This is a genomic window from Escherichia sp. 10290 (assembly GCF_030295155.1).
GTDB lineage: Bacteria > Pseudomonadota > Gammaproteobacteria > Enterobacterales > Enterobacteriaceae > Escherichia > Escherichia coli_F.
In genome coordinates this window covers 1,700,934-1,714,849 of the sequence record NZ_AP025741.1, presented here as the reverse complement: position 1 = coordinate 1,714,849, position 13,916 = coordinate 1,700,934, and the positions used below count along the sequence as shown (strand labels likewise).

14 protein-coding genes are annotated in these 13,916 nt (G+C 52.7%); 11 read left to right on the top strand and 3 right to left on the bottom strand.

The features are described 5' to 3' along the window. The 3 genes from puuC to puuD all read right to left on the bottom strand — a co-directional run bounded on the left by puuC (position 1) and on the right by puuD (position 2,986). Complete coding sequence (puuC, locus tag QUE74_RS08585) at positions 1-1,488, bottom strand: aldehyde dehydrogenase PuuC (protein WP_001009167.1); 1,488 nt, start codon at positions 1,486-1,488, stop codon at positions 1-3. Positions 1,489-1,637: 149 nt separating this feature from the next. Next, positions 1,638-2,195, bottom strand: a complete 558-nt coding sequence (puuR, locus tag QUE74_RS08580; RefSeq protein WP_001278727.1) for an HTH-type transcriptional regulator PuuR — start codon at positions 2,193-2,195, stop codon at positions 1,638-1,640. Between the two features lie 26 nt (positions 2,196-2,221). Next, entirely contained in the window at positions 2,222-2,986 is a 765-nt protein-coding gene (gene puuD, locus QUE74_RS08575; RefSeq protein ID WP_001307158.1) for a gamma-glutamyl-gamma-aminobutyrate hydrolase, read from the bottom strand. Between the two features lie 211 nt (positions 2,987-3,197). On the opposite strand from puuD, the gene puuA reads away from it, so the two are divergent. From puuA to fabI, 11 genes are all read left to right on the top strand, one after another. After that, entirely contained in the window at positions 3,198-4,616 is a 1,419-nt protein-coding gene (gene puuA, locus QUE74_RS08570; protein ID WP_001355257.1) for a glutamate-putrescine ligase, read from the top strand. Positions 4,617-4,764: 148 nt separating this feature from the next. Beyond that, positions 4,765-4,929, top strand: coding sequence for a YmjE family protein (locus QUE74_RS08565; RefSeq protein ID WP_123058307.1), 165 nt, complete (start codon positions 4,765-4,767; stop codon positions 4,927-4,929). Further along, positions 4,919-6,304 (top strand): putrescine/proton symporter PuuP, encoded by a 1,386-nt coding sequence (gene puuP / locus QUE74_RS08560; protein WP_001355256.1) that lies wholly within the window; start codon positions 4,919-4,921, stop codon positions 6,302-6,304. The genes QUE74_RS08565 and puuP overlap by 11 nt, the downstream gene beginning before the upstream one ends. Positions 6,305-6,437: 133 nt before the next feature. Continuing rightward, positions 6,438-6,683: a YmjA family protein gene (locus QUE74_RS08555; RefSeq protein WP_001015099.1), complete on the top strand. Its 246-nt coding sequence runs from the start codon at positions 6,438-6,440 to the stop codon at positions 6,681-6,683. A gap of 312 nt (positions 6,684-6,995) precedes the next feature. Continuing rightward, complete coding sequence (sapA, locus tag QUE74_RS08550; RefSeq protein ID WP_001250200.1) at positions 6,996-8,639, top strand: ABC transporter substrate-binding protein SapA; 1,644 nt, start codon at positions 6,996-6,998, stop codon at positions 8,637-8,639. Beyond that, positions 8,636-9,601 (top strand): putrescine export ABC transporter permease SapB, encoded by a 966-nt coding sequence (sapB, locus tag QUE74_RS08545; RefSeq protein WP_000583264.1) that lies wholly within the window; start codon positions 8,636-8,638, stop codon positions 9,599-9,601. The genes sapA and sapB overlap by 4 nt, the downstream gene beginning before the upstream one ends. Next, positions 9,588-10,478 carry a peptide ABC transporter permease SapC gene (gene sapC / locus QUE74_RS08540; RefSeq protein ID WP_001146166.1) on the top strand — a complete coding sequence of 297 codons (891 nt, stop codon included), beginning with the start codon at positions 9,588-9,590 and terminating at the stop codon, positions 10,476-10,478. Before sapB ends, sapC begins: the two co-directional genes overlap by 14 nt. Beyond that, on the top strand, positions 10,478-11,470 hold the full coding sequence (gene sapD / locus QUE74_RS08535; protein ID WP_001128858.1) for a peptide ABC transporter ATP-binding protein SapD: 993 nt from the start codon (positions 10,478-10,480) through the stop codon (positions 11,468-11,470). The genes sapC and sapD overlap by 1 nt, the downstream gene beginning before the upstream one ends. A gap of 1 nt (position 11,471) precedes the next feature. Next, positions 11,472-12,278 carry a peptide ABC transporter ATP-binding protein SapF gene (gene sapF / locus QUE74_RS08530; protein WP_000573406.1) on the top strand — a complete coding sequence of 269 codons (807 nt, stop codon included), beginning with the start codon at positions 11,472-11,474 and terminating at the stop codon, positions 12,276-12,278. Positions 12,279-12,348: 70 nt separating this feature from the next. Then, the gene (locus QUE74_RS08525; protein ID WP_000357889.1) at positions 12,349-12,711 is read left to right on the top strand and encodes a DUF559 domain-containing protein; all 363 of its coding nucleotides are present in this window, start codon (positions 12,349-12,351) and stop codon (positions 12,709-12,711) included. Positions 12,712-13,067: 356 nt separating this feature from the next. Continuing rightward, complete coding sequence (gene fabI, locus QUE74_RS08520) at positions 13,068-13,856, top strand: enoyl-ACP reductase FabI (protein ID WP_000506490.1); 789 nt, start codon at positions 13,068-13,070, stop codon at positions 13,854-13,856. Positions 13,857-13,916: the final 60 nt, after the last annotated feature.

Genomic DNA, 13,916 nt, shown 5'->3' with positions numbered 1-13,916 from the left:
TCAGGCCTCCAGGCTTATCCAGATGGTTTTCAGTTCGGTGAATTTTTCAAGGGCGTGCAGGGATTTGTCGCGACCGTTGCCGCTCTGCTTATAGCCGCCAAACGGCACGGTCATATCACCGTCGTTGTAGTTATTGACGAAGACGGAACCGGCTTTCAGGCGGCGACTCATGCGGTGCGCGCGGGAGAGGTCGCGTGTCCATACCGCCGCGCCAAGTCCGTACTGGCTGTCGTTGGCAAGCTGTAGCGCCTGTTCTTCTGATGTGAAACGCGTGACCACCAGCACCGGACCGAAAATCTCTTCGCGGCTTAAGGACGCATTCGGGTCTACATCTACAAAGATGGTCGGGCCGATGGCGGCAGCCAGCTCGGCGTTACGGCCATCCAGCAGCAGTTGCCCTTTGCTTTCGCCTTCCCGAATAAAGCTATGGACCGAGTCGGCGTGGGCGCAGTCGATTAAGGTGCCCATGGTGGTTGCGGGATCAAGTGGATGGCCCGGCTGCCAGTTTTGCGCCTGCTGTTTTAACAGGGCTAAGAACTCATCGGCAATGCTCTCTTCCAGCAACAAACGCGTTCCGGCGATGCACACCTGGCCCTGGTTATAGAAGATACCTGCAGCGGTGGCACTCGCGGCTTTTTGCAGATCCGGGCAGTCAGCGAAAACGATGTTGGCGCTTTTGCCGCCCGCTTCCAGCCAGACGCGTTTCATGTTGCTGTCGCCTGCATCTTTCAGCAGCTGTTTCCCGGTACGGGTCGAACCGGTAAAGGCGATGGCATCGATATCGTTATGACGCGACAGCGCCTGCCCCGCTTCATGACCAAAACCCGTCACCACGTTCAACACGCCATCCGGCAGACCTGCTTCTTTCGCCAGCCCGGCGAGACGAATCGCGCTAAGCGGTGATTTTTCCGACGGCTTCAGGACGACACTGTTCCCTGACGCCAGCGCCGGGCCGAGTTTCCAGCAGGTCAGCAGCAGCGGGAAGTTCCACGGTACAATGGCAGCAATCACGCCCACCGGTTCACGCACGATCATCGCCAGGTCATTGCTACTGGTGGTCGCCACTTCGCCATACACTTTGTCGATTGCTTCGGCGTACCAGCGAATGGCGCGCGCCGCGCCGGGAATATCATCACGCAGACTGTGACGAATCGGTTTGCCGGTGTCGAGCGTTTCCAGCAGTGCCAGCTCTTCGGCGTTGGCTTCCATTAAATCGGCGAGTTTATTCAGTACCGCTTTACGTTTTGCCGGAGAAGAGAGTGACCAGTCGCCGCGTTCAAATACGCCGCGTGCTGCGCTCACCGCACGGTCGATATCGACGCTCTTGCCGCGGGCAATTTTCGCCAGCGGTGCCTGGGTGACCGGATCAACGGTTTCAAAAGTTTCATTTTCCGCCGCAGCAGTATATTCACCGTTAATAAATAAGCGGGTTTCAATGGCGAGACTTAACGTTTTATCCTGCCAGTAAGCCAGATGATGAAAATTCATTATGACTCCTGTTTCACGTGTATCAGATATATGCAGTTTGTGAACGTCAGGGCGCAGAGATCCCCGGGCCGTATGCCCGTTTATTTCTGGCGACATTCTTTATGGATTGCCGGGCGCATTGCGCTTACCCGGCTTACAGAACAAAAAGATTAAAACGTGGTGGGCGTATGGGCGCTGATAATTCGGCAAATACCTGCCGACGTATTACTGAAACTGTGCGGGATGCCGGTATTAATGGCATAACTTTGCCCCGCGACGAGGTGGTAATCCTGACCATTAATCGTCAGAACAATTTCACCTTCCAGTACAGTGCCTATTTCCTCACCCTGATGCTTAATTCTTTCCCCAGTGGTTGTGCCCGGCTGGTAAGTTTCAAAGATCATCGCCAGCGTGCGATTCGGGTTACCGTTATGAACCAGCTTCATTGACACACCCTGACTGCCCATCTCAATTAAGTCGTCCTGATTAATGACGACCTGTGGCTCATCAGGTTTTTCCGGCTCGGAAAAGAATTCCGAGAGTGACAGACCATACACCTTCAGCAGCTTTTGCAGCGTACTGATGGCAGGGCTGACTTTATCTTGTTCTATCGTACTGATAGCACTGTGAGTCAGCCCGGAGAGTTCGGCGGCACGACGTTGTGAAAGCCCCTGCTGCTGGCGGATTTCCGACAAGCGTTTTCCTGGCGCCAGTCCCTCATCACTCATATTTGCATTTCCTTAAACTGTAGTGGTCAGAGTCGCTGTTTTTCAGCGATATGGTGCTGACAAGCGGTGATAAAGCCCTCGAACAATATACGCGAAAGCGCGTACTCGCTACTGTTCCATTCCGGGTGCCACTGTACGCCCAGCGCAAAAGGATGATTGATGACGCTAACCGCCTCAACTAAGCCATCCGGCGAGCGAGCTTCAACACGCAACCGTGGGCTAACGACCTTCGCCCCTTGTCCATGCAGAGAGTTTACCCAAAAGTTGCTACATTCAGGTAACAGTGCAGACAGCAATCCCCCCTCTTCAACCTGAACTTCATGCGACGGTGCATATTGCTGTTCCACCGGCAGTTCGGGATCTTCCCGATGTTCCAGCAATTCAGGCTGTTCGCACAGCTTGCGATGCAACGAACCACCGGTTGCCACCACCAGTTCCTGTAAACCCCGGCAGATGGCGAAAATGGGGATGCGCCTTTCGAGTGCGGCATTAATTAACGCCATGCTCAGAAGATCACGCCCGGGATCGGCGTCAGGCTCATCGCCGTTTTCACCATATAGGTGCGGCTGCACATTGCTGGGACTACCAGGAAGATAAATACCATCGAGTTTCGGCAAAAGTTGTTCAAGTAATGACGGTTCCGCCAGCGCATGTGGCAGCGCAATTGGCAAGCCGCCTGCGTGGATGATGGCATTCAGGTACTTTTCTTGCAGAGTCTGGGTCGCATGACCCTTAAGCCTGTTCCTGCACATTACGACACCGATAACCGGATTGTTCATTATATTTTCCATGCTCAATCTCACAAAGTGGACTAAATTATCGCCATTACTGCGCTTTAAATGACCTTTATGTTCAATATTTTTTCAATTTAGCAGCGGGTTTTCATTTTTGCAAACTCAATTTAACATTTGACAAACATTTAGTTTGCATACAGATTCGAATGGTGGTCATTATATTTTACGCTTTGATAACGAGCGGAAAACAAACCAAAGGCGAAGAATCATGGAAACCAATATCGTTGAAGTAGAGAACTTTGTTCAGCAGTCAGAAGAGAGGCGGGGTAGCGCCTTTACGCAGGAAGTGAAACGCTACCTGGAGCGCTACCCGAATACGCAATATGTTGATGTTTTACTTACCGATCTGAATGGTTGTTTTCGTGGGAAACGTATTCCTGTTTCAAGCCTGAAGAAGCTCGAGAAAGGGTGTTATTTCCCGGCCTCGGTGTTTGCAATGGATATTCTGGGCAACGTAGTAGAAGAAGCGGGCCTGGGTCAGGAAATGGGCGAGCCGGATCGTACCTGTGTTCCTGTTCTCGGTTCCTTAACCCCATCTGCTGCAGATCCTGAGTTTATCGGTCAGATGCTCCTGACCATGGTCGATGAAGATGGCGCTCCCTTTGACGTTGAGCCGCGGAACGTTCTTAACCGCCTGTGGCAGCAGCTACGCCAGCGCGGATTGTTCCCGGTTGTAGCGGTAGAGCTGGAGTTCTATTTACTGGATCGCCAGCGCGACGCTGAAGGGTATCTGCAACCGCCCTGCGCGCCCGGCACCGATGACCGCAATACACAAAGTCAGGTTTACTCCGTTGATAACCTCAACCACTTCGCCGACGTGCTCAATGATATTGATGAGCTGGCGCAGTTACAGCTGATTCCGGCAGATGGCGCGGTCGCCGAGGCCTCGCCAGGTCAGTTTGAAATCAATCTTTACCATACCGATAACGTGCTGGAAGCTTGCGATGATGCGCTGGCACTAAAACGCCTGGTGCGTCTGATGGCAGAAAAGCATAAGATGCACGCCACTTTTATGGCGAAGCCGTATGAAGAGCACGCGGGCAGCGGGATGCATATCCATATCAGTATGCAAAATAATCGTGGCGAGAACGTGCTTTCTGACGCGGAAGGCGAAGATTCGCCGCTGCTGAAAAAGATGCTCGCCGGGATGATTGACCTGATGCCGTCATCAATGGCGTTGCTGGCACCAAACGTGAACTCGTATCGCCGCTTCCAGCCGGGGATGTATGTACCGACGCAGGCGTCGTGGGGCCATAACAACCGCACCGTCGCCCTGCGTATTCCCTGCGGCGATCGCCATAATCACCGCGTGGAATATCGCGTGGCGGGTGCCGATGCCAACCCGTATTTGGTGATGGCAGCGATTTTTGCCGGTATTTTGCACGGTCTTGATAACGCGCTGCCGTTGCAGGAAGAAGTCGAAGGCAACGGGCTGGAGCAGGAAGGCTTACCCTTCCCGATTCGCCAAAGCGATGCCCTGAGTGAGTTTATCGAGAACGATCATCTACGCCGCTATTTAGGTGATCGCTTCTGCCATGTCTATCACGCCTGTAAAAATGATGAGCTGTTGCAGTTTGAGCGCCTCATCACAGAAACAGAAATTGAGTGGATGCTCAAAAACGCGTAATACCCCTTACGGGGTTGTTTCATCGGCCTGAGCGGAGCCAGGCCTGACATTTGCTGGTAATCCAGACATTTCCCGGATGTCGCGTTATGGAGCGCAGGCGGCAACGGGCTTCCGTTAACGATTAAGACTGTGACGAGGAAATGAGATGATGCCGATGATTAAATCCCCGCATGGCGAGGGAGGCTGCGTATGCGCCCCTCCTGCGACTGACTGGACTCCGCCCCCTTTGCTTCCCTTGCTAAACAGGTTTGATTTCAGGTCGATACGACCGCAAACCTTATTACGCAGGGGAGGCAGCAATTATGGCTATTAATTCACCACTGAATATTGCTGCGCAACCCGGCAAAACCCGTCTGCGAAAATCACTGAAATTGTGGCAGGTGGTGATGATGGGTCTGGCCTATCTCACGCCGATGACTGTGTTCGATACCTTTGGCATTGTTTCCGGCATTAGCGACGGTCACGTTCCGGCGTCCTATTTGCTGGCGCTGGCGGGTGTGCTGTTTACCGCGATCAGCTACGGCAAACTGGTTCGCCAGTTTCCGGAGGCCGGTTCGGCCTATACCTACGCGCAAAAGTCGATTAACCCGCACGTCGGATTTATGGTCGGCTGGTCATCGCTGCTGGATTATCTCTTTTTGCCGATGATCAACGTTTTGTTGGCGAAAATCTATCTCTCCGCCCTCTTCCCGGAAGTGCCGCCGTGGGTGTGGGTGGTAACCTTCGTCGCCATTTTAACCGCCGCGAATCTGAAGAGTGTCAACCTGGTCGCTAACTTCAATACCCTGTTTGTGCTGGTGCAGATTTCCATCATGTTGGTGTTTATCTTCCTGGTGGTTCAGGGGCTGCATAAAGGAGAAGGCGTTGGCACCGTCTGGTCACTTCAGCCGTTTATCAGCGAGAACGCGCACCTGATCCCGATTATTACCGGGGCGACGATTGTCTGTTTCTCGTTCCTCGGTTTCGATGCGGTGACCACGCTTTCGGAAGAGACGCCGGACGCCGCACGCGTGATCCCGAAAGCCATCTTCCTGACGGCGGTATACGGCGGCGTTATCTTTATCGCGGCGTCGTTCTTTATGCAGCTGTTCTTCCCGGATATCAGCCGCTTTAAAGATCCGGACGCCGCACTGCCGGAAATCGCACTGTACGTTGGCGGCAAGTTGTTCCAGTCGATTTTCCTCTGCACGACGTTTGTGAACACGTTAGCGTCTGGCCTGGCGTCACATGCCAGCGTGTCGCGTCTGCTGTATGTGATGGGGCGCGACAATGTGTTTCCGGAACGCGTGTTTGGCTATGTGCATCCGAAATGGCGGACTCCGGCACTGAATGTCATTATGGTCGGGATTGTCGCGTTGTCAGCGCTGTTCTTTGATTTAGTCACCGCGACAGCATTGATTAACTTCGGTGCTCTGGTGGCGTTTACCTTTGTGAATCTGTCGGTGTTTAATCATTTCTGGCGGCGTAAAGGAATGAATAAAAGCTGGAAGGAGCACTTCCACTATTTGCTGATGCCGCTGGTTGGCGCGCTGACGGTGGGTGTGCTGTGGGTTAACCTCGAGTCAACGTCACTGACACTCGGTCTGGTATGGGCTTCATTAGGCGGCGCATATTTGTGGTATCTGATCCGCCGCTATCGCAAAGTGCCGTTGTATGATGGTGACAGAACGCCGGTGAGCGAAACGTAATAGTCGGATGCGCGGCGCATTATCCTGCCTGAGGGTAATGCGCCGCGCCATTAACTATAAAAAGATGTATGACCCGGATCACGAGTGCTATCATCCGCCCTTATGCTTAGCGCATTAACCCCAGGGGCAAATAATGAACCACGATATCCCGCTAAAATATTTTGATATTGCCGATGAGTACGCGACCGAATGCGCAGAGCCTGTCGCAGACGCTGAACGCACACCGCTGGCCCACTACTTCCAGTTACTGCTCACCCGTTTGATGAACAATGAAGAGATCAGCGAAGAAGCCCAACATGAAATGGCTGCTGAAGCGGGGATTAATCCCGTACGCATTGATGAGATCGCAGAGTTTTTGAATCAATGGGGTAATGAGTAATTATTTCATTGCAGACGCTCGGTCAGTATCGTTGCCCGGATAAAGCGTTCACGCCGCATCCGGCTAAAAATGACACGCACTGCAGCGTGCTTTAATGGGTTTCTCACGATCGTACCGCTCTGCTCCTCGCTAAGTTGTTCTGTGAGTTATAGTTATAGAGAAATCACGGGTACGAATGTTGAACAGATGGCGACGTCACCTGTTCAACGACCAACCACACGGCCCTCATTACGACCCCTGAACACAAACGGTAATGGCAAATGTCATTAAATATTAGTAAGATAGCCTCTTTACATAAAATCCCTTAATATTATGCGCCAGGTATTATCGTCTCTTTTGGTGATTGCTGGACTTGTGAGTGGTCAGGCAATCGCCGCGCCTGAATCCCCCCCGCATGCTGATATCCGCGACAGCGGTTTTGTCTATTGCGTCAGCGGGCAAGTCAACACCTTTAACCCATCCAAAGCGAGCAGTGGGTTAATTGTCGATACCCTTGCCGCCCAGTTTTATGATCGACTCCTGGATGTCGATCCCTATACCTATCGCCTGATGCCGGAACTTGCCGAAAGCTGGGAAGTGCTCGACAACGGCGCGACCTATCGCTTCCACCTGCGTCGCGATGTTCCGTTTCAAAAAACCGACTGGTTTACTCCCACTCGTAAAATGAATGCCGACGATGTGGTGTTTACCTTCCAGCGAATTTTTGACCGCAACAACCCGTGGCATAACGTCAACGGCAGCAACTTCCCCTACTTCGACAGCCTGCAATTTGCCGATAACGTGAAAAGCGTCCGCAAACTGGATAATCATACCGTTGAGTTCCGACTCGCCCAGCCGGATGCTTCTTTTTTGTGGCACCTGGCGACCCATTATGCATCGGTCATGTCGGCAGAATATGCCGGGAAGTTAGAGAAAGAAGATCGCCAGGAGCAACTCGACCGTCAACCGGTTGGCACTGGACCGTATCAGTTGTCGGAATACCGCGCCGGGCAATTTATTCGCCTACAACGTCATGATGACTTCTGGCGCGGCAAACCGTTAATGCCGCAGGTGGTGGTGGATTTAGGCTCCGGCGGTACCGGACGTCTGTCGAAACTCCTGACCGGGGAGTGCGACGTTCTGGCCTGGCCTGCTGCCAGCCAGCTATCTATTTTGCGTGACGACCCACGCTTGCGTTTAACGCTGCGTCCAGGGATGAATGTCGCCTATCTGGCATTTAACACCGCTAAACCGCCGCTAAATAATCCCGCCGTGCGCCATGCGCTGGCTCTGGCGATCAATAACCAACGCCTGATGCAATCCATCTATTATGGTACGGCTGAAACGGCGGCCTCTATTTTACCGCGCGCCTCGTGGGCCTATGACAACGAGGCTAAAATTACTGAATACAATCCGGCGAAATCGCGCGAACAGTTGAAGGCGTTAGGGCTGGAAAACTTAACTCTGAAACTTTGGGTGCCCACACGTTCGCAGGCGTGGAACCCCAGCCCACTGAAAACCGCCGAACTAATTCAGGCGGATATGGCGCAGGTTGGCGTAAAAGTGGTGATTGTGCCGGTAGAAGGTCGTTTTCAGGAGGCGCGGTTGATGGATATGAGCCATGATCTGACGTTATCCGGTTGGGCGACAGACAGTAACGATCCGGACAGTTTCTTTCGTCCGCTACTGAGCTGCGCAGCAATACATTCCCAGACCAACCTCGCCCACTGGTGCGATCCGAAATTCGACAGCGTGTTGCGTAAGGCGCTCTCCTCGCAGCAGCTAGCGGCGCGTATTGAAGCCTATGACGAAGCGCAAAGTATTCTGGCGCAGGAATTGCCCATTTTGCCGCTGGCGTCGTCATTGCGCTTGCAAGCCTACCGTTACGATATCAAAGGGCTGGTTCTTAGCCCGTTTGGTAACGCCTCCTTTGCTGGTGTGTATCGCGAGAAACAGGATGAGGTGAAAAAACCATGATTATCTTCACCTTACGCCGCATTTTGTTATTGATTGTCACCTTGTTCCTGCTGACGTTCGTTGGCTTTAGCTTGAGCTATTTCACCCCACATGCGCCGTTACAAGGCGCGTCACTGTGGAATGCCTGGGTGTTCTGGTTTAACGGCCTGATCCACTGGGATTTTGGTGTTTCCAGCATTAACGGTCAACCGATTGCCGAACAGTTAAAAGAGGTCTTCCCGGCGACGATGGAACTGTGCATCCTCGCCTTCGGTTTTGCGCTGATTGCTGGCATCCCCGTAGGAATGATTGCCGGGATTACGCGCCATAAGTGGCAGGATAACTTGATCAACGCCATCGCCTTACTGGGCTTTTCAATCCCGGTGTTCTGGCTGGCGCTTCTGTTGACGCTGTTTTGTTCACTCACGCTAGGTTGGTTGCCCGTTTCAGGGCGTTTCGATCTGCTCTACGAAGTGAAACCGATTACCGGTTTTGCGTTGATTGATGCCTGGCTTTCGGACTCACCGTGGCGGGATGAAATGATCATTAGCGCAATCCGTCATATGGTATTGCCCGTGATCACCCTGTCGGTTGCGCCAACAACTGAAGTGATCCGACTAATGCGTATCAGCACTATCGAAGTGTATGACCAGAATTATGTAAAAGCGGCGGCGACCCGCGGTTTGTCACGCTTTACTATTTTGCGTCGCCACGTTCTGCATAACGCGTTACCTCCGGTTATTCCTCGCCTGGGCTTACAGTTTTCCACCATGCTGACGCTGGCAATGATCACCGAAATGGTCTTTAGCTGGCCGGGTTTAGGGCGCTGGTTAATTAACGCCATCCGCCAGCAAGATTACGCGGCCATTTCCGCCGGAGTGATGGTGTGTGGCTCACTGGTCATTATTGTTAACGTGATTTCTGATATTTTGGGTGCCATGGCTAACCCTCTGAAACATAAGGAATGGTATGCCTTACGATAGCGTATACAGCGAAAAGCGCCCGCCGGGCACGCTGCGTACCGCCTGGCGCAAATTTTATAGTGATGCCTCTGCGATGGTCGGTCTGTACGGCTGCGCGGGACTGGCTGTACTGTGTATTTTTGGCGGCTGGTTTGCGCCTTACGGCATCGATCAGCAATTTCTCGGCTATCAATTATTGCCGCCTTCATGGTCACGCTATGGCGAAGTTTCTTTCTTCCTGGGGACTGACGACCTCGGACGCGATGTTTTAAGTCGTTTACTGAGTGGAGCTGCACCAACCGTGGGGGGGGCATTTGTGGTGACGCTTGCAGCGACAATCTGTGGCCTGGTACTTGGCACCTTTGCCGGGTCGACGCACGGTCTACGCTCAGCAGTACTAAACCATATTCTGGATACCTTACTGGCGATCCCTTCTCTGCTGCTGGCAATTATCGTTGTAGCGTTTGCCGGACCGAGTTTGTCGCACGCCATGTTTGCCGTCTGGCTGGCGCTGCTGCCTCGTATGGTACGTTCGATTTACAGCATGGTGCATGACGAACTGGAAAAAGAGTACGTTATCGCCGCCCGTCTGGATGGCGCATCAACGCTGAATATTCTCTGGTTTGCTGTGATGCCAAACATCACCGCCGGGCTGGTCACCGAGATCACCCGCGCACTTTCGATGGCAATTCTCGATATCGCCGCGCTGGGCTTTCTCGATCTCGGCGCACAACTCCCCTCGCCTGAATGGGGAGCGATGCTCGGTGATGCGCTGGAACTGATTTATGTCGCCCCGTGGACTGTCATGCTGCCAGGTGCGGCAATTATGATTAGCGTGCTGTTGGTTAACCTCCTTGGCGACGGTGTTCGTCGTGCAATTATTGCGGGGGTGGAATAATGCCATTACTCGATATTCGTAACCTGACCATTGAATTTAAAACCGGTGATGAGTGGGTTAAAGCCGTCGACCGCGTAAGTATGACCTTAACCGAAGGTGAAATCCGCGGTCTTGTTGGCGAATCCGGTTCCGGCAAAAGTTTGATTGCAAAAGCAATTTGTGGGGTGAATAAAGATAACTGGCGTGTTACTGCTGACCGTATGCGTTTTGATGATATCGATTTGCTGCGTCTCTCCGCACGCGAACGGCGCAAGCTGGTTGGTCACAACGTGTCGATGATTTTCCAGGAACCGCAGTCGTGTCTTGACCCGTCAGAACGTGTGGGTCGCCAGTTGATGCAAAACATCCCAGCCTGGACCTATAAAGGCCGTTGGTGGCAGCGTTTTGGTTGGCGCAAACGTCGCGCTATTGAACTGTTGCACCGCGTGGGGATTAAAGATCACAAAGATGCGATGCGCAGTTTTCCCTATGAGTTGACAGAAGGTGAATGTCAGAAAGTGATGATAGCCATTGCACTGGCGAATCAACCGCGTCTGCTGATTGCTGACGAACCGACCAACTCAATGGAGCCAACAACCCAGGCGCAAATTTTTCGCCTGTTGACGCGTCTCAACCAGAACAGCAATACCACTATTTTGCTTATCAGCCATGACTTACAAATGCTTAGCCAATGGGCGGATAAAATTAACGTGCTTTACTGCGGTCAAACGGTGGAAACCGCGCCAAGTAAGGAGTTGGTGACAATGCCACATCATCCTTATACCCAGGCGCTGATCCGCGCGATACCAGACTTCGGCAGCGCGATGCCGCATAAAAGTCGCCTCAATACGCTGCCCGGCGCTATCCCACTGCTGGAACAGTTACCGATTGGGTGTCGTCTGGGGCCGCGTTGCCCGTATGCACAACGAGAATGCATTGTGACGCCACGTTTGACGGGGGCGAAAAATCATCTCTATGCCTGTCACTTCCCGCTGAACATGGAGAAAGAGTGAGATGATCGAAACGCTGCTTGAAGTGCGTAATTTAAGTAAAACGTTCCGTTACCGGACCGGCTGGTTTCGTCGTCAGACCGTAGAAGCGGTAAAACCTTTGAGCTTTACGCTACGTGAAGGCCAGACACTGGCGATCATTGGCGAGAATGGTTCTGGTAAATCCACGCTGGCGAAAATGCTGGCGGGAATGATAGAACCGACCAGCGGCGAGTTATTGATTGACGATCATCCGCTGCATTTTGGCGATTATTCCTTCCGTAGTCAGCGTATTCGCATGATTTTTCAGGATCCTTCGACCTCGTTGAATCCCCGTCAACGTATCTCGCAGATTCTTGATTTTCCACTGCGCTTGAACACCGATCTGGAACCTGAACAGCGTCGGAAACAGATTATTGAAACGATGCGGATGGTTGGGCTGCTACCGGATCACGTCAGTTACTATCCGCATATGTTGGCACCCGGGCAAAAACAGCGTCTGGGGCTGGCGCGCGCGCTGATATTGCGCCCAAAAGTCATTATTGCCGATGAAGCCCTCGCCTCACTGGATATGTCGATGCGTTCGCAGTTGATTAATCTGATGCTGGAGTTACAGGAAAAACAGGGCATTTCGTATATTTATGTTACCCAGCATATTGGGATGATGAAGCACATTAGCGACCAGGTACTGGTGATGCATCAGGGCGAGGTTGTCGAGCGAGGTAGTACTGCGGATGTGCTCGCCTCTCCGCTGCACGACCTCACTAAACGACTGATTGCCGGTCATTTTGGCGAGGCATTGACGGCGGATGCGTGGCGTAAGGACCGTTAATTTTCTGAATCAAGCTTGCAGAATATTCACCTCATTCTGACAGGGAAATTCATCCTGTCAGAATGAAGGGATGGATAAAATAAAAGCAAATGCCCGCGATTTAAGACGCAACCTCACCCCGCAGGAGCGAAAGTTCTGGCGATATCTTCGCAGCCGACGTTTTGCTGATTTCAAATTTCGCCGTCAACATCCGGTGGGGAATTACATTCTCGATTTTGCCTGTTGCTCTGCACGTTTAGCGGTAGAGCTTGATGGTGGGCAACATGATTCAGCTATCGCGTATGATACCAGGCGCACGCGCTGGCTTGAGTCCCAGGGCTGGACCGTGCTGCGTTTCTGGAATAACGAGATCGATCATAATGAAGAGGCGGTTCTGGGGGAGATTCTGCAGGAACTGAGCCGCCGGTCACCCTCACCCCAACCCTCTCCCTGAAAGGGCGAGGGGGCTGTATGTGCCTGTTTGTTGCTGCGCAGGCAAATGAACAAGCGGTGCCGGGGATCATTCTGCAGGAACTGAGCCGCCTGTTACCCTCTCCCTGAAAGGGCATGGGGGCTGTATGTGCCTGTTTGTTGCTGGGGTGACAACGCGCACAATCGGTCCCCTCGCCCCTCTGGGGAGAGGGTTAGGGTGAGGGGAAAAGCGCACACCCGTGCCCACATTCCTGCCAACTATAGCCACTCACACCCAGGTTGATTATAATAACCGTTTATCTGTTCGTACTGTTTATTCAAACGACGAATCGCCTGATTTTCAGGCAACAACAAGCATCAACAATAAGGATTAAAGCTATGGGTTTTCTTTCCGGTAAGCGCATTCTGGTAACCGGTGTTGCCAGCAAACTGTCCATCGCCTACGGTATCGCTCAGGCGATGCACCGCGAAGGAGCTGAACTGGCATTCACCTACCAGAACGACAAACTGAAAGGCCGCGTAGAAGAATTTGCCGCTCAATTGGGTTCTGACATCGTTCTGCAGTGCGATGTTGCAGAAGATGCCAGCATCGACACCATGTTCGCTGAACTGGGTAAAGTTTGGCCGAAATTTGACGGCTTTGTACATTCCATTGGTTTTGCACCGGGCGATCAGCTGGATGGTGACTATGTTAACGCCGTTACTCGTGAAGGCTTCAAAATTGCCCACGACATCAGCTCCTACAGCTTCGTTGCAATGGCAAAAGCTTGCCGCTCCATGCTGAATCCGGGCTCTGCCCTGCTGACCCTTTCCTACCTTGGCGCTGAGCGCGCTATCCCGAACTACAACGTTATGGGTCTGGCAAAAGCGTCTCTGGAAGCGAACGTGCGCTATATGGCGAACGCGATGGGTCCGGAAGGTGTGCGTGTTAACGCCATCTCTGCTGGTCCGATCCGTACTCTGGCGGCTTCCGGTATCAAAGACTTCCGCAAAATGCTGGCTCATTGCGAAGCCGTTACCCCGATTCGCCGTACCGTTACTATTGAAGATGTGGGTAACTCTGCGGCATTCCTGTGCTCCGATCTCTCTGCCGGTATCTCCGGTGAAGTGGTCCACGTTGACGGCGGTTTCAGCATCGCTGCAATGAACGAACTCGAACTGAAATAATCGTTCTGTTGGTCAAGATGGGCGGCGTTCTGCCGCCCATTATCTCTGTTATACCTTTCT

What these genes read in the sequence shown, in the direction of transcription:
- puuC (WP_001009167.1), bottom strand. Translation starts at nt 1,488, where the DNA reads ATGAATTTTCATCATCTGGCTTACTGGCAGGATAAAACGTTAAGTCTC.
- sapC (WP_001146166.1), top strand. Translation starts at nt 9,588, where the DNA reads ATGCCTTACGATAGCGTATACAGCGAAAAGCGCCCGCCGGGCACGCTG.
- puuR (WP_001278727.1), bottom strand. Translation starts at nt 2,195, where the DNA reads ATGAGTGATGAGGGACTGGCGCCAGGAAAACGCTTGTCGGAAATCCGC.
- sapF (WP_000573406.1), top strand. Translation starts at nt 11,472, where the DNA reads ATGATCGAAACGCTGCTTGAAGTGCGTAATTTAAGTAAAACGTTCCGT.
- puuP (WP_001355256.1), top strand. Translation starts at nt 4,919, where the DNA reads ATGGCTATTAATTCACCACTGAATATTGCTGCGCAACCCGGCAAAACC.
- QUE74_RS08555 (WP_001015099.1), top strand. Translation starts at nt 6,438, where the DNA reads ATGAACCACGATATCCCGCTAAAATATTTTGATATTGCCGATGAGTAC.
- sapD (WP_001128858.1), top strand. Translation starts at nt 10,478, where the DNA reads ATGCCATTACTCGATATTCGTAACCTGACCATTGAATTTAAAACCGGT.
- QUE74_RS08565 (WP_123058307.1), top strand. Translation starts at nt 4,765, where the DNA reads ATGCCGATGATTAAATCCCCGCATGGCGAGGGAGGCTGCGTATGCGCC.
- sapA (WP_001250200.1), top strand. Translation starts at nt 6,996, where the DNA reads ATGCGCCAGGTATTATCGTCTCTTTTGGTGATTGCTGGACTTGTGAGT.
- QUE74_RS08525 (WP_000357889.1), top strand. Translation starts at nt 12,349, where the DNA reads ATGGATAAAATAAAAGCAAATGCCCGCGATTTAAGACGCAACCTCACC.
- puuD (WP_001307158.1), bottom strand. Translation starts at nt 2,986, where the DNA reads ATGGAAAATATAATGAACAATCCGGTTATCGGTGTCGTAATGTGCAGG.
- fabI (WP_000506490.1), top strand. Translation starts at nt 13,068, where the DNA reads ATGGGTTTTCTTTCCGGTAAGCGCATTCTGGTAACCGGTGTTGCCAGC.
- sapB (WP_000583264.1), top strand. Translation starts at nt 8,636, where the DNA reads ATGATTATCTTCACCTTACGCCGCATTTTGTTATTGATTGTCACCTTG.
- puuA (WP_001355257.1), top strand. Translation starts at nt 3,198, where the DNA reads ATGGAAACCAATATCGTTGAAGTAGAGAACTTTGTTCAGCAGTCAGAA.